This window comes from Halopenitus persicus, from assembly GCF_900107205.1.
In the GTDB taxonomy this organism is placed as follows: domain Archaea; phylum Halobacteriota; class Halobacteria; order Halobacteriales; family Haloferacaceae; genus Halopenitus; species Halopenitus persicus.
This window is the reverse complement of the sequence record NZ_FNPC01000005.1, coordinates 23,181-41,395: the sequence shown is the minus strand read 5'-3', so window position 1 is coordinate 41,395 and position 18,215 is coordinate 23,181. Positions and strand designations below refer to the sequence as shown.

General features: G+C 58.4%; 16 protein-coding genes, 1 tRNA gene and 1 pseudogene. 7 read left to right on the top strand and 11 right to left on the bottom strand.

Annotated features, from left to right (window positions below; translation table 11 throughout):
* Positions 1-20: 20 nt before the first annotated feature.
* Complete coding sequence (locus BLV25_RS09455; RefSeq protein WP_021074165.1) at positions 21-629, bottom strand: RAD55 family ATPase; 609 nt, start codon at positions 627-629, stop codon at positions 21-23.
* A gap of 257 nt (positions 630-886) precedes the next feature.
* Positions 887-1,735, bottom strand: coding sequence for a geranylgeranylglycerol-phosphate geranylgeranyltransferase (locus BLV25_RS09450; protein ID WP_092732603.1), 849 nt, complete (start codon positions 1,733-1,735; stop codon positions 887-889).
* Positions 1,736-1,843: 108 nt separating this feature from the next.
* Here BLV25_RS09450 and BLV25_RS09445 point away from each other — a divergent pair.
* A tRNA-Arg gene (locus BLV25_RS09445) sits at positions 1,844-1,918 on the top strand.
* A gap of 506 nt (positions 1,919-2,424) precedes the next feature.
* Here BLV25_RS09445 and BLV25_RS09440 read toward each other — a convergent pair.
* Complete coding sequence (locus BLV25_RS09440; RefSeq protein WP_176819470.1) at positions 2,425-3,096, bottom strand: helix-turn-helix domain-containing protein; 672 nt, start codon at positions 3,094-3,096, stop codon at positions 2,425-2,427.
* A gap of 107 nt (positions 3,097-3,203) precedes the next feature.
* Here BLV25_RS09440 and BLV25_RS09435 point away from each other — a divergent pair, with 107 nt between their 5' ends.
* From BLV25_RS09435 to BLV25_RS09425, 4 genes and pseudogenes are all read left to right on the top strand, one after another.
* Positions 3,204-4,583, top strand: a complete 1,380-nt coding sequence (locus BLV25_RS09435) for a response regulator (RefSeq protein ID WP_092732597.1) — start codon at positions 3,204-3,206, stop codon at positions 4,581-4,583.
* The gene (locus BLV25_RS18145) at positions 4,580-4,810 is read left to right on the top strand and encodes a HalOD1 output domain-containing protein (RefSeq protein WP_176819469.1); all 231 of its coding nucleotides are present in this window, start codon (positions 4,580-4,582) and stop codon (positions 4,808-4,810) included. The genes BLV25_RS09435 and BLV25_RS18145 overlap by 4 nt, the downstream gene beginning before the upstream one ends.
* Before the next feature lie 30 nt (positions 4,811-4,840).
* Positions 4,841-5,848 carry an ATP-binding protein gene (locus BLV25_RS09430; RefSeq protein WP_092732594.1) on the top strand — a complete coding sequence of 336 codons (1,008 nt, stop codon included), beginning with the start codon at positions 4,841-4,843 and terminating at the stop codon, positions 5,846-5,848.
* A 459-nt stretch (positions 5,849-6,307) separates the two neighbouring features.
* Positions 6,308-6,544, top strand: a pseudogene (locus BLV25_RS09425) (sensor histidine kinase); the annotation flags it as partial.
* Positions 6,545-7,017: 473 nt separating this feature from the next.
* Here BLV25_RS09425 and BLV25_RS09420 read toward each other — a convergent pair.
* The 5 genes from BLV25_RS09420 to BLV25_RS09395 form a co-directional block, all read right to left on the bottom strand.
* The gene (locus BLV25_RS09420) at positions 7,018-7,827 is read right to left on the bottom strand and encodes a nucleoside phosphorylase (protein ID WP_081758132.1); all 810 of its coding nucleotides are present in this window, start codon (positions 7,825-7,827) and stop codon (positions 7,018-7,020) included.
* A 388-nt stretch (positions 7,828-8,215) separates the two neighbouring features.
* The gene (locus BLV25_RS09410; protein WP_092732585.1) at positions 8,216-8,764 is read right to left on the bottom strand and encodes a hypothetical protein; all 549 of its coding nucleotides are present in this window, start codon (positions 8,762-8,764) and stop codon (positions 8,216-8,218) included.
* Between the two features lie 47 nt (positions 8,765-8,811).
* Positions 8,812-9,021 (bottom strand): helix-turn-helix transcriptional regulator, encoded by a 210-nt coding sequence (locus BLV25_RS09405; protein WP_021074160.1) that lies wholly within the window; start codon positions 9,019-9,021, stop codon positions 8,812-8,814.
* A 5-nt stretch (positions 9,022-9,026) separates the two neighbouring features.
* On the bottom strand, positions 9,027-9,455 hold the full coding sequence (locus tag BLV25_RS09400) for a hypothetical protein (RefSeq protein ID WP_021074159.1): 429 nt from the start codon (positions 9,453-9,455) through the stop codon (positions 9,027-9,029).
* Between the two features lie 57 nt (positions 9,456-9,512).
* The gene (locus BLV25_RS09395; protein ID WP_039401583.1) at positions 9,513-10,376 is read right to left on the bottom strand and encodes a hypothetical protein; all 864 of its coding nucleotides are present in this window, start codon (positions 10,374-10,376) and stop codon (positions 9,513-9,515) included.
* Positions 10,377-10,602: 226 nt separating this feature from the next.
* Here BLV25_RS09395 and BLV25_RS09390 point away from each other — a divergent pair, with 226 nt between their 5' ends.
* Positions 10,603-11,064 carry a cupredoxin domain-containing protein gene (locus BLV25_RS09390; RefSeq protein WP_092732582.1) on the top strand — a complete coding sequence of 154 codons (462 nt, stop codon included), beginning with the start codon at positions 10,603-10,605 and terminating at the stop codon, positions 11,062-11,064.
* A 220-nt stretch (positions 11,065-11,284) separates the two neighbouring features.
* Here BLV25_RS09390 and BLV25_RS09385 read toward each other — a convergent pair whose 3' ends face one another.
* The 3 genes from BLV25_RS09385 to BLV25_RS09380 all read right to left on the bottom strand — a co-directional run bounded on the left by BLV25_RS09385 (position 11,285) and on the right by BLV25_RS09380 (position 15,162).
* The gene (locus tag BLV25_RS09385) at positions 11,285-12,913 is read right to left on the bottom strand and encodes a sensor histidine kinase (RefSeq protein WP_092732579.1); all 1,629 of its coding nucleotides are present in this window, start codon (positions 12,911-12,913) and stop codon (positions 11,285-11,287) included.
* Positions 12,914-13,646: 733 nt separating this feature from the next.
* Positions 13,647-13,787 (bottom strand): hypothetical protein, encoded by a 141-nt coding sequence (locus BLV25_RS17385; RefSeq protein WP_176819468.1) that lies wholly within the window; start codon positions 13,785-13,787, stop codon positions 13,647-13,649.
* A gap of 13 nt (positions 13,788-13,800) precedes the next feature.
* Positions 13,801-15,162 carry an NAD-dependent succinate-semialdehyde dehydrogenase gene (locus tag BLV25_RS09380; protein ID WP_092732576.1) on the bottom strand — a complete coding sequence of 454 codons (1,362 nt, stop codon included), beginning with the start codon at positions 15,160-15,162 and terminating at the stop codon, positions 13,801-13,803.
* Positions 15,163-15,587: 425 nt separating this feature from the next.
* Between BLV25_RS09380 and BLV25_RS09375 the strand changes: the two genes are divergently transcribed.
* Positions 15,588-18,209 carry a PD-(D/E)XK nuclease family protein gene (locus BLV25_RS09375; RefSeq protein WP_092732573.1) on the top strand — a complete coding sequence of 874 codons (2,622 nt, stop codon included), beginning with the start codon at positions 15,588-15,590 and terminating at the stop codon, positions 18,207-18,209.
* Positions 18,210-18,215 lie beyond the last annotated feature (6 nt).

The following is an 18,215-nucleotide window of genomic DNA, read 5'->3' as shown; positions in this document are numbered from 1 at the left end:
GGAGCGTGTGACTGCCCCGGTCACTTCCCGAGGCGGATCGTCGGTTCCGCGTCCTCGCTGGTGGTGATGATCCCGTCGAAGAGCTGTTTGAGGGTGTTCATCGTCTGGTCGTCGTGGGCGGTCGAGTCGATACAGAAGAGCCCGAACCCGCCGACGCTCTGGACGCGGCCGGTGAAGACGTGGAGGAACCGGAAGACCGTCTGCAACTCGGCGTACATCAACAGCGTCGACAGCGAGTGGACCATGATCCGGTTGCGCTCGATCCCGCGGTTCCCGTAGAACTCCTCGAGGAACTCCGAGAGCTTGATCCCGATCCCGGTCATGTCGACCGGCGAGGAGGTGTATTTGATCCGGTCGTCGTCGCGGGCGTCGCCGACGCCCTGCTGGCGGGTGACGCAGTCGACGACCGCCACCGGCCGGTCCGCGTAGTCGACGCGCTCGCCGAGCGACTCGAGGACGCGGTCGCCGTTGTCCTTGGTGGTGACGATGATCGCCGAGTCCCCGTCCTCGACGCCGTCGGCGAGGACGTCGAGCGCGAGGCTCCGCTTGCCGGTCAACGCCGGTCCGCTGAGCAGAAGGTTCGTTCCCGGCTCGACCGCCGTCTCGAAGTGGGGGCGGAGGTCATACATCTGTGGTCCTCATCGGTCCCGCACCAACCAGCGACGGTCGATCGAACGACCGGCCGTCCTGCCGGGTATCATCGGGTGTCACAACGATGTGCGGTGCGGATATTATTCTTTTTGATTATCGTGCCCGAGCGGCGATCCGCCGGATCGGCGCCCGGACGTCCGGCCGAGGCATCGGCCCGTGCGCACGACCGGAGGTCATCCGACCGCGGCCACTCGACGTGATCGCTCGACCGGGACCGCACGTCCGATGACCACGATCATCCGACCGGGACCGCACGCCCGGCGATGAACGCGACGACGGCGAGCAGCATCCCGACCTTTATCCGGCGCTGGGCGGCCCCGGGGTCACGGAACGCCTGCACGGCGCTGGCGAGCATCAGCGCGTCCGCGGGAACGATGAGGAGGAGATACGCCGAGCCGAAGGTGCCCCACACGTACGGCCCGGCGCTGGCAAGGACCGCGGCGACCAGGATGACCACCCCGATCCACAGCGCACGCCGTTCCCCGATCGCGATCGGGAGCGTGTTGAGCCCCTCCTCGCGGTCGCCGGCGACGTCCTCGACGTCCTTGACGATCTCCCGGGTGACCGTCGCCACGGCCGCGAGCGCGAACAGGACGCCCGCACCGAGGGGGCGGCCGACCGCGGCGCCGCCGAAGAGGAACGTCGAGCCGGTCAGGAACCCGACGACGACGTTGCCGACCCCGGGAAGCCCCTTGAACAGCTCGGTGTAGGCCACCAGGAGGACCAGGTTGAACACGGCCAACCCGATCGCCGCGGGCGGGAGCGCCAGCGCCGCGACGATGGCTCCCGCGAACAAAAGCAGGCTGAACGCCAGCGCCCCCCGCGCAGCGATCGCACCGCGCGGGATCGGCCGGTCGGGGCGGTTCACGCGGTCGATCTCCCGGTCGAAATAGTCGTTCACCGCGTTTCCGGCGCCCGTCGCCAGCACGGTCGCCACGACCGCCGCCAGAACCACGTCCGCGTCGGCACCCAACACTGCCCCGCCGGCGACGTAGGCGCCGGTCCCCGTCAACACTCCCGCCGAGATCGCGTTCAGCGGTCGCGTGAGTTCGATCGCCCCCCGGACCCGCCGGCGCATCGACATACCCGCACCTCCCGCGAGCGGTCAAAAAGCGTGGCGGTTCGATCGGGCGGCCCGTCCGGCGGTCCGGATCGCGAGACTTAAAGGAGGGAATCGACAAGCGGTGAGCGAGGGCGCTTAGCTCAGTTTGGACAGAGTGCTTGGCTTCGGACCAAGTTGCCGCGGGTTCAAATCCTGCAGCGCCCATACATTTGGAACGGAGTAATCGCCGTACAGCGTGGCAATTATCAGTCGAGCGGGTCTGGGTTTGCTTTCGTTCGATGGGCGATTGGGCGAGTGGATGTCACCGGGATTCGCGTACAGCCAAACTCGTCGAAAATCGGAAAATCAATCGCCAATTGACGGGATTCCCTTTCCGAGTAGGGTGTTTCTGATTCTGTTGAAACCCTAGCTATGACCCAGTGTGCCTCGTTAAGTACAATCAATGTACTTGGGTATTCAAGAAGCAATCTTGTTCGCGGCAAAGGATCGTAACAGACCCGTCTTTGACAACCTCGCTTGATTCGTTACCTCGAATCCAGCCTTCGTGTTACTGTAAGTCGTTCATCGCTTCTGTGGCGATGTCCTGCAGCGCAGCGCGGAGATCCAGATACCCTCTATTGGGTTCAGAATCAATGACCGGGGAGGTATCTTCGTTGTTCTTGTGAATCCTGTCGGGACTCTCCAGTCACATTCCCGAAAAACCCTGAAGATTACGTGTCGAAATGAGCCGCGACGGATTCTGCAAAGTCCGGTACGGACACATTTTGATCCCTATCGAACGCAATCCACACTGTATACTCATCATTAATCCGGACTCTGATAACCGAGAAATCAGCAAAATTCAGGACTTCTGACCAGCAGTCGTCACTTGGTATACTGACATCGTCCATCGAATGATCGAAAATGAGCGTACGTAATGCCTCCTCTAGTTCCTCATCGGAATAACTCGATCGGACTTCCGGGTCAATATAAAAAATAGTCACCTCATCACCGTCGTACAGCCCCACACTCCGCAACCACTCACCGAACTCGTCCTTTGCTAATCCAACAACCGAACGTGTAGCCGGAGAAGACGGCTCTTCAATAGTCCATTCGATACTTCGAATCTGGCGCTTAATTTCGGGCCACGCATCTTCTCCCTTCTCCGTGAGCCCATAATAACGTCCGACAGTCCGCCCTTCAGGAACCCGCAACTCAACCACGCCTTTCTCTTGGAGTTCCGACAACGCTCGGGAGATGTGAGACTGAGAAACGCCGATACTGTCGGCGATGTCCGTCGGTGTAGCGCGGACAGTCCCAGCGAGGTGTTCGAGCGTACGCAACCGATACTTAGAGCTTAAAATATAGGATTCGACGTCCTCAATTCCATCCGTATCGCTCATTTTTGATGATACGGTCAGAAACGGGTTGAAAGTGGTGGGGCATACCAATCTCATACCAAAGTATTATTTTGGAGGCGCAAGGAGACACATAGGCGAGGAACCAAGGTATGAGTGGCACCGCAGATCACGACACAATTCGTGTCCTCCACGCGGACGACGATGAGATGATCTGCGATCTCGTCCAGGACTTCTTGGAACAACTCGACAACCAGATTTCTGTCGTTACAGTAACGAGCCCTGACGCTGGCCTAGAACGGTACGAAGACGAGTCGATTGATTGCGTGGTGAGCGATTATGAAATGCCGGGTACGAATGGGCTTGAATTTCTGAAAGCCATTCGAGAGGAGTATCCGAACCTCCCGTTCATTCTATTCACCGGGAAAGGAAGCGAAGAAATTGCATCCGAGGCCCTCAACGCGGGAGCGGATTCCTACCTGCAAAAGGACGGGACAGAGAGTTATGAGTTACTCGCCAACCGGATTCGCACAGTAGTTGGACGGCGACGCTCCGAACGGAAAGCGAAAATCGCGCAAGACCGACTGCTTGCACTCTACGAGCAGACTGACGGGTTTTACATCGTGGACAATGACTGGACTGTCACGTACTGGAACGAAGTTATGGAACAGCGATCCGGGGTTCCCGCAGATGAGATAATCGGAGAAGTGGTTTGGGATGTCTTCCCCGAAGCGGTCGGGACAGAATTATACACCGCGTATCAAGACGCGATGGAGACGCACGAACAAGCACAGTTTGAGAGGTACTATGAACCCGCTGATTGCTGGATCGAAGTCCACGTCCATCCCGTCGATGAAGGACTCTTTATCCAGTCACGTGATATCACTGACGAGAAAGAACAGGAGCAGGAACTACAGTACCGGAATGAAGTTCTGGAATCCTTTGCCAACACCGTCTCACACGACCTGCGGAACCCGTTGAACGTGGCTGAAGGGCAACTCCAGTTGGCGCAGGAAACCGGGGATTTCGAGCATCTCGAAGAGGTTACGCAGGCCCACAATCGCATGAGAGATCTTATTGATGAATTACTTCACTTTGCCCGCGGGGATGACTTTGAATTGGTGGAGGTCTCTCTCGAAGAGATAGCACAAAAGGCGTGGGCGACTGTTACCTCGGAGGATGTAGATCTCATCGTGGAGGATGATCTGGCGTTCGAAGTGTACGGCAATACGGCAGATCGAGTGTTCGAGAATCTATTCTGGAATGCGATCGACCACGGGGATGCGGAGACAATAAGGGTTGGAGCACTCGAAAATGGGTTCTACGTAGAAGACGACGGAAGTGGGATACCGGAGTCACATCGGGAAAGAGTGTTTGAATCCGGGTTTTCGACTGACGAGGAGAGCCCAGGATATGGGTTATCGATAGTCCAAAAAATCGCAGATCTTCACAACTGGAACATTCGCGTTACGAAGGGAGACAGTGGCGGGGCGCAGTTTGAAATTACAAATCTCGAAATCGAAGAAGGATGACTGGGGGAAACCTACTTCATAAGATCGTGTCGAAGATAGATGATTTTGATGAGCGTGATATCAACGAGTTACCACCGCTGTATGACTCAGTTGATGTAGATGCGTTACAGGCAGTAGTTGAGTCCGGAGTCGAACGGGTCGAGTTCCGGCACGCAGGTTACCATATCGTGATCACCCATAATGAGGTTTCAGTTCGCAATATAATCGAAGATAGGAACGAACAGTAACGAATATTTACAGAAATGGTGCATTGAATAATGACACATATATTACCAACGGCGTTCGAGCGGCTTGAACATATCGTGGTTCTGTTTGCAGAGGATGGAACCCCGAAAGAGTGCAATCCGGCGACCGAACGGTTACTGGGCTACAGCCAAGAACAGTTTCTTCGCAGCTCGTTGGCTGACCTGATCGCACCACGAGCCGAAATCGACGAGGCGCAGGTTTCCGATTACATCAACAGTGCCGCTGGTGGCGAGAACCAGACGTTCGAGTGGCAGATTAAGCGTGCCAATGGGGAACCTCGATGGGTGCAGGTAACTCTCTCCCCCATCTCACTGAACGACGGCCAGTACGTGCTCGGGGAGTTTCAAGATCTGACGGCGTACAAAGCCCGAGGACGGCGCCTGCAGTTGCTCTACCGAGTCCTACGTCACAACCTCCGTAACGATATGAACGTTATCCAAGGACGAGCCGACCAACTCCAGAGGGCAGTCGAAGATGAAGACATCGAACGCCAAGCTGAGATCATCAAAGAAACCGCCATAGAAATCGGGGAGTTAAGCGATTCAGTGGCGGATTTGGAGCGGCTCGTCGAGAAGGATGCCTCGGAACGCCACCGGACGAATGCCGTCAAGATCATCCGGACGGTTGCCGCCAAAGTAGAAGATGAGTATCCAGAGGTAACCATCGAGTTGAGCATCAAGGAGGAGACGTATATCAGCGTTGACGAGGGGTTCCGGCTAGCGCTTGAACACGCTATCGCTAACGCTATCGAACACAACGACGCTGATGATCCCCATATAACCATCAGTCAAGACATCGCTGGGCACGACGTTGTCATCAGGATCGCTGATAACGGCCCTGGCATCCCCGAGATGGAGATTGATGCGCTAGAGAATGGAGCCACGCCCCTCCAGCATGGCAGCGGGCTGGGGCTGTCGATCATCCAGTGGTGTACTCGCTCGCTTGGTGGTAACATCGATATTGCCACTCACGAAGATACCGGGAGTACCGTGTCAATCCAACTCCCAAAAATCGACTGATAGATACGACACCCGCCCCCCTCTATTTCGAATAGAGATTGCGAGAGATTCACGGTTATGGTGTCTCGTCCTTTTCACGACATTCGTTGGACAAGAACAGGATACCAGAACCGATTGATCGTGTGCGGGTAGTCGGGGAACTGAATACGTGGCTGCGGAAGTCCCTCAAATCGTGTGAGGTGTATCGACACTCTCCCTACTGGTATACCTTCCCGGAATTGGATGAGAGCGTTTAAGCGGTGGAAAGCGGCGTATCCACTGTGCTTCGTATACGGAAGTATCCCACATAGGGGTGAAAAGTGGGGGAAGACAGACATCGGTTCGTATGCTCCCCAGTGTCTGATAACCCTATGTGGCGTATGGAAAGAGGCAGTACTGGTGGACTCAGTTCAAAACGATTTCCCGTCTGGAACTAATTATTTTTTAGATGACATTCCAAAATAGGTCGATCTCTATCCGACCGTGACAGTAGGGGCGTTAGCAGATGGCTTCTCTGTAGCGGATGATGGGCCAGGGATTCCCGAGGATGAACAGGAAACAGTGTTTGAAAGTGGGTTTTCGACGTTGGATTCCGGAACCGGGTTTGGTCTTGCGATTGTAAAGGAGATCGTTGAAGCGTATGGGTGAGAAATTCGCGTGACTGAGGCGGAGACTGGAGGGGTACAGTTCGAAATCACTGGCATCGAAGATGAATGATGAGCGCCCTACGCAGCAAGATGATTGGACCTTTGCGGCAGCCTAGTAAAGGTAATAGTTGTTCGTTGGCAGCCCTACTTAGCGGCTGATACGCATATTTCCGTGCGAAACAAACACAGATATCCTGCTGAATTCACTCTTCGTGATCACTAATGAGTGGATATTCATCAATAAATTATCGAATAGACCTCAATTCAAACATCTGAATTCGGCCGCCTCACGCCTGAAAGGTTGATTCGTTCGACAGTCGAACCGAAGCCTGCAGCGCCCATACATTTAGAACGGGATAATCGCCGTACAGCGTGGCAATTATCAGTCGAACGGGTCTGTGTTTGCTTTCGTTTGATGGGCGATTGGGCGAGTGGATGTCACCGGAATTCGCGTACAGCCAAACTCGTCGGAAATCGAAAAATCAATCACCGAATGATGCTATGCCCACCATTACATCGTTCCTGAACTTATCGCTGGATACGTCAATTCAAAGATCTCCAAGCCGTAGCAGACGCGCCGATTACCTCCAGTGCATCCTGACTCCCATCTGCTTCCCCTTTCTCGAAATCCTCCTCTGTCTGCCCCATTTGGTTGGTCACGTGGGCAAAGCAAACGACTGGCTGCTCTCGAACGTTGGCGAACGTGTAGAGTGCTGCTGCCTCCATTTCGACAGCAAGAATCTCGTCTGATCGGGCACGATCGATTGCAGTCTCCGTTTCCCGAAACGGTGCGTCCGTCGTCCACGTTGCTCCCGTGTATACAGGTCGAGACACGGTTTCGCACTCCTCCTCCACCGAAGCACGAAGCTCGTCATCGAGAGTCGCGTAGCGACTCGTCGAATGGTAATGGTGACTCGTTCCTTCGTCGCGGAGCGCACGCTCGATGAGAACGAAGTAGGGCGGATCGTCCTTGGGTACGATCTGTCCCGAGGAGGTGACGCTTATGAGAAACCGGCAGCCTGCGGCGAACAATTGCTCTGCAAGCAGCACGGCGAACGGTGCCCCGACAGCACACCCGACAATTCCGAACTCCTCGCCGTTTCGTTCGAACCGATGGAGGTCAGTGTGATACCCGGGCCACGCTTCATCTGTGTGTGCTTCGCCGGTGGCCGACAACTGACGGACGATATCTCCATCCGGATCGAGGATACAGATTTCCGGGACTGAGCGTTCTGGGAGATCCTTCTGGCGTCGGGCGTTCTCCAGCAGTGATTCCGGCGAAAATACAGAGGACTCGTCGAATTCTTTCGCCTCGAAAAGCGGAGACGAGTCCGGATCAGTCGAATCAGTCATTTATCTCGTGTTCACGGAACCCGGCCAAGGATATTGTGGTCACTCACGCAGAGTCCCGACTACCGCTGAGATCGCAGCTGCCGATGGGTCTGTACTCTCGAAGACTTGCTCGTCGGAGATACTCAAGAAGAACTCCTGAACGAGATCAGCCCCCGACAACTCAGGGAATCCCATCATCGCGTAGCCCGGAAGTCGCCGGTCGGGATGACCGACGAGGAGAGAGCTTGCAATCGTGGATCGCGCTGGTGGTAATCGGTTGAATAACGAACGGGTTCGACTGCTGAGTAGGATCGGGCTCCACAGTACTGCAGCGACGAGTCCGGGTCCGAACACGAGCGAAAGCGTGTCGAACATCGATACCTATTGGATATTCCTACGGGAGAAAGGGCTACCAATACACGGTATACACGCAGGAATCCCCGTGTTCACGCCGGCATTCTGCACCCGTTTCTTCGATGAATACGAGTCGCTCGACCGGCGCGAATCGTTGCATAACGGCACGGATAAGCCCGCGGTCGAATGGGCAGGGATATGGGTTTTTACACTGGATCGTGGCCACTTTATCGTCGAGTTCCGTGACTCGATAGTAGCCGATCTCACCCCCTCGATGATTCCGTTGGTACGCGATGTTGATCGACTGGAGCGCGTCTTCTACTGTTGAGAGTCCCGTTGGCCACTCGGCTGTCTCGGGAATCTGTTCTCCGATCCGGTCCAGTAGGTGTGGTTCCAACTCTGTAGCGAGTACGTCGAATGCGTCCAACCACGCCTGCTGGGAGTACCATTCGCCTGGTTTTGGATCGTCAATGCCGTTGTCCGCGAGTGCATCCCGAACCTGCTGTTTGTAGGTCTCGGAGAAGCGACTCACCCCCTCAAGCGTTGCAAGGATTGTCTGACCGTTTATCTCCACGTCACGGTCTAGGACGTTGTACTGACTCATTTCCGAGAGCTTGTTATATGTTGTCTGTCCCCACTGTTGCCTGAAACTTACGTCTCGTCGTCGTTCTCTTCGGGCTGGAAGATGTCCTCGATGTGGCACTCGAAGTGCGCTGCAAGCTTGAAGGCGAGGTCGAGTGATGGGTCGTATCGGTCGCGCTCGATGGCGTTAATGGTCTGTCGGGTGACGCCGACTGCCTCGGCCAATTCACCTTGACTGAGCCCTGCCGCCTCGCGCCGTCGTGGAAGGTCATTCTCCATGATGATTACCGTCGCTTGACGATTCCGTATGCGACACCCCACAGTAGAAAGAGTCCCGAAGCAAGCAGTATCGCACCGGTCACTTCCGGTGGCGGCTCGATACGTCCCGCAGCTTCAAGCACGTAGATGGCTGGGATGACGGAGAGCCCGAGCACAAACAAGACGCCGAGGGTCAAGCCGCTTGCACGGTTGTACAGTTCGGTGTCACGCTCGTCTTGGAGCGGTACGTCGGTCAGTTTCGGGGCGAGGAACGTGATTCCGCTCCCGATCCACGCGCCCCCACAGTAGATGATCGTACCGAGGACTTCTCGTCCCGTGACTAGTCCGGCGAGCAATCCGACGATCGCTATAGCGAGGATGGCGTACACGACGCGGTAGTACACGCGGCGCGCTTGCCCCGGTTCATCCGGTTCGAGAGCTAGTCCGTCAAACATCCTTTACAGTAAAGGGTCCTTTACATCATAATGAATGTTGTCCTATCGGATCAGTCCTCATATCGATCCGGCGAGGACGAGAAGCCCGAGCGCAACCGCTAATCCCAGCGCCGCGACGACCAAATCAATCGCCCATCGAAGCAACCAGTCTCGTACCCGCGCTCCCTCGGGGCGAATGCCGAACCGGACCGAGAAGTGCCGAACGATCACGACCCAGGTGACGAGGACGAACCCGAACAGAAACGGCCACACCTCGATCCCGAGGCGAACCTGCACGACGTAGACCGGGAGTACGCCGATCAAAATCGGCGTTGTTGCGATCCGGGCCGCAGCACGGAGCGGTCGGCGCTCCGGCGTCGGACGGTCGCCAGGCGTCAGTTCAGGGACTGACACGCCACACGACCGAAAGCCGCCTGCAATTTCGCGTACCTGTCCCCGCGGTATGAGGATCCCTTCCGGCTTCGTGACAGTAGCGGACCGATAGCGGAGTCGAGCGGCAACGATCGGGCCGAGTGGAATCAATTGAAGCGCGTCTACCGTGTCGAGGCCGATCGTCCGTTCGTCAGTACCGGTAGCGGCTGCGAACTGTGTCGTCTCTGGATCGTCGAATTCTGGCCTGATCGTTACTGTGTGCTTCTCGGAATTGAGCCGGTAACGGTTCGTCTTGAATCCCGCACTCGAAAACCACACCATCAACCACAGGCACGCACAGACGATCACGTACGCGATAGCTGCTCGAGAGCCGAAGACGGTCATTGAACCGAGAACCGCAAGCGGAAGCACGATGAAAAAGCCACCCCAGATCACAGGGTGCATCGTGACGATGAATGCCGCCATCCGGTGTGGGAGCCGACGAATGCCGTGTAGGTCCGTCTCCCAACTGAGACCGGAATCTGCTCGCTCGATGTGAGTGGAGGGCATATCGGACCACTATCGGGACGTCGAGTTAGAAGTAGTGGTGCAGTTATTATCTCGCCGTTCTCATAGTGGCCGCCAGATTCCCCTCGTTGATCGACGCTATCTTCCAATTCTCGCTCTGTACTTCACGTCATCGTCGCTATCACAAACCACGAACCCGGAGCCAATCCGGGAAGTACGAGCTCACGGTATGCGAAGGATTCTATGATACCCTCGCTATACGGCTCATATGACGCGGCGACGGCGTTTCCTGACAGCAGTCGCAAGCGGGACCATACCGGGGCTGGCGGGCTGTAACTCGGGAACCTTCGGACCGAGCGAGCGCCAGCTTGACGCTCGACGGACGGAACTACAGGATCGAAACGACGCGGTAGTCGGAATGGTGACTCCCGACAACGCGTTTGAGCCCGCGACAGTGACCATCGGCGTCGGCGAACGGGTTGGCTGGATAAACGACTCCGAGTGGGGCCATACCGTCACGGCCTACGAGGACGGTATCCCTGACGAAGCTGCATTTTTCACGACCGGGGAGTACGACACGGAGCGGGCGGCGCGAGATGCGTGGCCGGACGGTGACCTTGAAGTCGGTGAAACGTACGAACATACCTTCGAGGTTGCCGGCGAGTACGACTACTTTTGTGTCCCGCACGAGGACGAGATGGTCGGCACAGTGATCGTCAAGGACGAGTGATTGTTTGGGGGGTCGTGAACCGGGCCGCACGACGCGAAGACTCCGTAGAAACCCTCAGCGTATGACACAAACGGCGTGCTGAAGAGAGGGCGCGTATCTCGCACAGAATCATGCTCCAATTTGATCAGGGTAGATCGCACAGTACGGGGGACTCACATATCGAGGTGAAGTCCCGACCCACCAAACTCGTGTTAGAAACCGCGTGGAAAATACGGAGGACTTACTCAACAGATTCCACGCCAGAAATCTCAAACCGTGCACCGCCGTCAGTGCCATCGGTGACGCGAATCTCCCACCCATGGGCTTCCACGATCTCCTTCACGATTGCCAGACCAAACCCGGTTCCATCTTCCGCCGTGGAATATCCCGGTTCTAATACTTTTTCGTGGTCCGCTTCCGGAATTCCTGGGCCAGTGTCTTCCACATAGAATCCCCTCTTCCCCGGTAACGTGCCGACTGTGATCGCAACGTCGGAACCCCCGTGCTCGATGGCATTTCGAAAGAGGTTCTCAAATAATTCTCCGAGACGATCACGATCGGCCTCCATGCTCATACCCAAATCTTCCTGAACCGTTAACGTAGCCTCCGCTGAAGCGATCATCTGCCAACAATCGTGGACCACATTGGCAAGTTCCACCGTCTCGGTTTCTCCGATATTCATCCCGGATTTCGCTAACTCCAGCAAGTCTTCGATGAGTTCAAACATCCGATCATGAGCCCTCGCCACTTTGTCTAAGGACTCGTTCTCACCAGTCTCCCGGGCTAGTTCCAGATAGCCTTCAGCAACGCTCAGCGGGTTGCGGAGGTCGTGCGAGACGATGCTGGCAAACCGTTCGAGGCGCTCATTTTGTCGCTCCAACCGGCGGCGGTACTGCTCCTGTTCGCTCACGTCAGTTAACGTGAGCACCCGACCCGTGACGACTTCACCGGTCGAAATAGACGTCGTGGAGACGTGATAATATCGGGGCGAACCTTCGTGATTGATGCGTATCGGATTCGGATCCCCATCAGTGGCCGCCTCCGCGGCCATCGGGAGGACGGCGTCTAAGGACTGTCCGATTCCCTCGTCAAGTTCTGGAAACATGGTTGTTGCCGCCAGGTTGGTGTCTCGAATCGTCCAATCTCGATCGAGGAAGATCGTCGGGGTGTCAGTATCACCGGCGAATTGAATGGCTTCAAACCGCTCGAAATACACAAACAGCGTCCCAACGGAGAAGATCGCCACCCCGAAGGGTTCATACCAGATCGGGAGCAGGGACGATCCCAGTACACCATAAATATTGAAGGCTATCGGAAGGGCGGTGATGCCAACGAGTGCAACCAACGGGCGTGCGCTTGTTCCGGCGTGGTAGAATCGTTCCAACAATATGAAGAAGGAGATACCGATGACGACGTAGGAAATGGCAAGGATGATCCAGTGAAGGATCCCTTGGTGAAGAGCAAGATGGGGGAAGGGCTCAGTGACCCACGTAGTCGTGAAATACAACTGATGTATGGGGTTCGTGACTTTCACTAAAACGATACCCAGGAAGCCACCGACGATGAGGCGAGGATACGGCGCTTGGCGAGGCGATCGCCCGGTATAGGCCGCACTGAAGTACAACCATGCACCGACACACGCGAGGGCGGCGATCAACCCGAAGATGTAGGACGCGACCTTAACCTCGGGAGTCGGTAGCAGAAAGTATCCCAAATATCCGATGGCCCAGAGGCTGCAGGTGAGCAATATCGCAACGAATCCTTCGCGCGTCTCGTCGTGCTTTATCGACCGCGCTCGGGGAATGCTACCGAGACAGAGCAGGGCCGCGACTGTGAACACCGACAGATGTGCGAGATAGAGATAACTCACAAATCGGTCCCGTTATGAGAGCGACAATAGCATATTACATAAACTAACCGACTAATATTCTCTCCAAGTACGTATCTGATTCGGGTTCGCTGTATGCGCTTTGTATCTTGCAGCGCATAAGAAACCTTCCGTTGCAATGGGAGAACAGTCCGTGATTGATGGGCAGACTAACTGAGCAGGTGATGCACAGCGTCATCGTCGAAATAGATAGGCTGGTTCCGCGTCCAAACAAGGCCCGATCCCCTGTAGAGCTGACGAGGAGGACTGTTCTGTTCTAGCACGTAGCGGTGACTCAAGGCAACCTCTATGTCGTTGGAAGCTCGACCGTTGCCCGTAGTGTCCCCAAGTCGGTCCACTATCTTCGGTTCTGGAGTGCTCATTATATTTATCGCAGCTGGGGCTTTGATCATCACTCAATTCCCTGTACTGTCGGTAGCAGGAATAGCCGTTCGAACACCCGTCATAGCCGGTCTCATCGGTGGCATCCTGCTTATGCCATCAATCGTGATTCACTACCGATCCGGAAATGTCCGAGCGTCAATACGATGGGCACTATTCGCGGTTGGTATCCCACTCTCGCTCACACAGCATTCACCTCTCACCTTACTCGGCGTCCTGGCCGTACTCCTCAGCCTTATCCTCGCGTGGGACATCGACCACCCTCTCTTCAAAGCCACTTCCCGGTCAGATTAGCCGACCAACGACCGATACCTCGTGGTCTATGGGTGCCGCATCAGCCGTCGTCCCGTGCGTTCAGCTCCTCGAGGAACCAGCTGGCAGCCGTCCCGATCCGACCGCGGTCGACGGTACGCAATTCGCGGCCGTTCGTGGCGGCCCGGAACGGTTCGTTGTCGACGAGGATGCGGTGGAGCAAAGACGTGAGGGAGCTACTGTACCCAGATCGTCTTCCGGTTCACGAACTCCTTGATGCCCGCCTCCGAGAGCTCGCGGCCGAACCCTGAGACGCCGACGCCGCCGAAGGGAACCCGCGGGTCGGAACCGACGACTCGGTTGACGTAGACACAGCCCGCCTCGATCTCGTGGGCGAGCCGCTCGCCCCGTTCTCGGTCGGTCGTCCAGACGCTTCCGCCGAGTCCGAACCGCGTGTCGTTGGCCCGCGCCATCGCCTCGGACTCGTCGTCAACGCGGAAGACGGCCGCGACGGGGCCGAACAGTTCGTCCCGAGCCGCCGGCGAGTCGTCCGGGACGTCCGTGAGCACCGTCGGCGGGTAGAACGCCCCATCCCGGTCGAGCGGTTCCCCGCCCGTCTCGACGGTCGCGCCCGCCGCCACGCTCCGTTCCACCTGGTCGTGCAGCTCCGCCAGCAACTCGGCGCTGGCTTGCGGTCCGACGTCCGTCTCCGGGTCGGTCGGATCTCCCACCGTCAACGACGCGGCTCCCTCGACGAGCCCCGAGACGAACTCGTCGTAGACGTCGTCGTGGACGATGAAGCGCTTCGCGGCGATGCACGACTGTCCGGAGTTCTGGTTGCGCGCCCGGACGCCCTTCTCGATGGTCGTCTCGAGGTCAGCATCATCGAGGACGACGAACGGATCGCTGCCGCCGAGTTCGAGGACGGACTTCTTGATGCGCTCGCCGGACGCGGCCGCGACCGCGCTCCCTGCGGGGCCGCTGCCCGTGAGCGTGGTGGCCTTCACCCGGTCGTCGTCGATGACGTCCTCGACGAGGTCGGACGAAACGAGAAGCGTCTGGAAGGCGTTCTCGGGGAAGCCGGCGTCCCGGAACACCTCCTCGATGGCCAGCGCACAGCCGGGGACGCTCGAGGCGTGCTTCAGAAGGCCGACGTTGCCCGCGACGAGGTTCGGCGCGGCGAAGCGGAACACCTGCCAGAACGGGAAGTTCCACGGCATCACGGCGAATATCGGCCCGAGCGGCTCGTAGGACGTCTTCACCTCCGTGCCGGCGGGGCTCGGATGGTACTCGTCCTCGAGATACGTGCTCGCGTATTCCGCGTAGTGTTCACACACCCACGCACACTTCTCGATCTCGCTTTCCGCCTGTGTGATCGGCTTTCCCATCTCCCGAGTGATCAACTCGGCGTACTCCGACTGTCGCTCACGGAGGATCTCCGCCGCCGAGACGAGGAGCTCCTCGCGGTCGCGTTGGGGCCGTTTGCGCCACGACTCGAACGTGCTCTCCGCGTGGTCCAGCGCGGTCACGACGTCCGCCTCATCGTCCGTCTCGTACGTCTCAACCGTCTCGCCGGTCGCGGGATTGACGACGTTCATGGACGACGATTTTCCGCAACTCAAGTATGTCTTTCCATCGATACCCGGGAACGTAATTGATTATGGCCCAATGACTCGATATAAATACTACTTCGTAACCTTTTGAAGTTACTCCGATCCGGGTGCCCGCGTCGGCTTCTTCTCGAGTGCGTGTCCACGTTGCGGCATCACGCGTTCCTCGAACGGCGGCATCAGTACGCGCCGTGGGCACAGCCGACCTCCCGCCATTCCCGAGTCGGCAGTTCGTCGAAACGCGTGACGGCGACGCTCAAGCTCTTCGGCGTCGAGATCGTCGGACTGGTGACCGCGACCGACGCGCTGGAGGCCGTGATGGGACAACTCGAGGACCCGCTCGACACGGAGTCGATATCCTGCGGCCGGCCGCTCTCTGAACCTTTAATAGTTCCCGGCCGACTCGTTCCGTCGTGTCATTTCCTCGGGCCAAGCCGGTCGACGACCTCCACGAGGAAGTCGCCGGATACGACCTCGTCGTGGTGCCGGACGCGCCGCTAGCCGGCGCGTTGAACCGTCGCATCGACCGGCCACGTCTCGGGTCGTTCGCGATCACGCCCCGCCGCATCGCGGCGGGTCGACGCGAGGAGGCCGAGGACCGCATCGCCTTCCTCGAACTGGTCAGACGAACCGATCTCGACTGGAAGCGCGGCGCCCACGCCGTCGGGAACATCCTCCAGTGCTGGGAACACCAGGGCCGTCCCGAAGCGATCCTCGAGTACGATGCCTACGTCGACGCCGCCACACGCCAAGCTGTCGAGTACGTCACGGACCTCGACACGACGTCGCGGCGCCTCACTGAGTATCGTATCGACGATGATCAGGACGTCGCAGTCGTCGGCGTCGACCAGCTGACCCGGCTGGAGCGATCGATTCTCCCGGACGACTACGACGCCGTCGACGTGTTCGACGACCGGGAGTTCGACCATCCGCCGTTCCACGTCTTCGACTCCTCGACGGCGATCGTTGACACGGTCGTCGATGCCGTCACCGAGGAGAACGCCGACGACGTCGCCGTCGTGCTCGATCAGGGGAGTGAATTCTCCGCACTCATCGAGTCCGCCCTCGAGGCTGACGGCGTCCCGTTCTACGGTGGTCCCGGGTTCGTCGACCATCCCGACCACCGCACGTTCGTTCAATTGCTTCGTGCTGCGCACGGCGGGACCGACACTCGCGTCGGCGAGATCCGGCCACTCCTCGCACGACTCGACGTCTCGCTCGACGTCGAACACGACGAGAAACGACTGTCCGAGTTCGACGACCGCGAACTCGACTGGGTCGTCGACTTCTGCGACCGCATCGAGGACCGGACCTTCGCCGAGGCACTCGACGGATTCGAGAACAGGACAGACCGCCGGCTCGAGGCGTTCCGGGATGAGCTGGAGACGCTCGGCATCGCCGACACGCGCGCGACCGAGCGTGCCGTGGACCAGTTCGTGTTCTACCTCCGGAGCTACGAGGTTCCCGTCGACCGTGACAACGAGGGCGTGTTACTTGCCGATGCGAAGTCGGCCGCCTACGTCGACCGCCCGGTCGTCTTCCATCTGGGACTCGACGAGGAGTGGACGCACTCGGCGCCGCGACGTCCCTGGGTCGACCAGGACGCCCAGTACACGCGCAACATCCGGCAGTTCCAGCTCCTCCTTCAGAGCGGGGCGACACAATACTACCTCGTGCAGGACGCGACGGGCGGGTCGACGGTGACGCCGTGTCTCTACTTCGAGGAACTGCTCGACGAGGAGTTCGAACGATTCAGCGACCTGGATTCGGAAACGCACACGCGACGGGTCGACCGCCCGGGCGACGATAGCGGGTTCGCGACGGAGCCGGTCGACGCCGCCACCAGCGACGTCTCGACGATCAGCCAGTCGAGCCTCGGCACGTACGTCAATTCCCCCCGCGACCACTTCTTCGGCAGGCTCGTCGACGGTCCCGATACGGACTACTTCACGGAGGGGAACCTCTTCCACGACTTCGCCGAGTTCTACATTCATCACCCGGACTTCGTCGACCAGGACGTCATCGACGACGTCGTGGACTACGTTCTCGAAGAGACGCGACCGTTCGTCCGGTCGGTCGACGAAACGACACGCCGAACGAAGTACCGAGTCGGCCTCGAGACCATCGTCGCCTTCTTCGAGGAGAACACGCCGGTCGACGGCGAGTTCCTCACTACCACGAGTGACTGGGGAAGCAACGTCTTCGCCGAACGCTTCGACAGGCCCGTCGACTCCCCCATCACCGAACGCTGGTTCGAGAACGACGACCTGGGCCTGAAGGGGAAGATCGACCTGATTCACTCCCGATCTCAGCTGGTCGACCACAAGAGCGGCCGGCGCAAGAGCGCCTCCCAGGTCGTCACGAATTCGGCGCTCGACCCGCCCGGCGATTCGCCGAACTTCCAGGCGCTGCTGTACCTCACCCACTGGCGCTCGCAGTATCCCGACCGGCAACTGGAGTTCACGTTCTTCCACTTCCTCGAGACGCTCGACGACGTCGTCACGGGTACGGTCGATCTCGCCGGCGACGACGTCGGCGAGATCGACCTCGACGACACGCTGACGACCGTCTCGTACCACCCGATGCCGTTCGACGAGTACGCCCGCTCGAAGGCGTTCTTCGACGAGCTCGTGGAGGAGGGATCGAACAAGTGCCGGAAGACGCTCTCCCAGGTGGCCTACGAGGACTACGCTACGGTCTTCGACGGGACGGCCCTCCCGGACACGACCGACAGCGACGAGCTCATCGACTCGCCGTTCGGCGAGACGCTGACTGCACGGATGAAGGACTGCGTTGGCGACTACAAGTACGTCGAGACGGGCTGCAAGCAGGCGATGCGCCAGTTGACGCGCGTTCGCGGACGGGCGTTCTTCGAGGACGACCTCGACGCGTTCGAGACGTTCGTCGACGAACGCCTCGAGGAGTTGAACCGCCGGCGCGCCGGCGAGGAGCGCTTCCCCGTTGCGGGACTCGGCGGCGAGCCGAACTACCGCTACGTGGACAACCGCGATCTGCTCCTGGAGGGCGACCGATGAACGGAA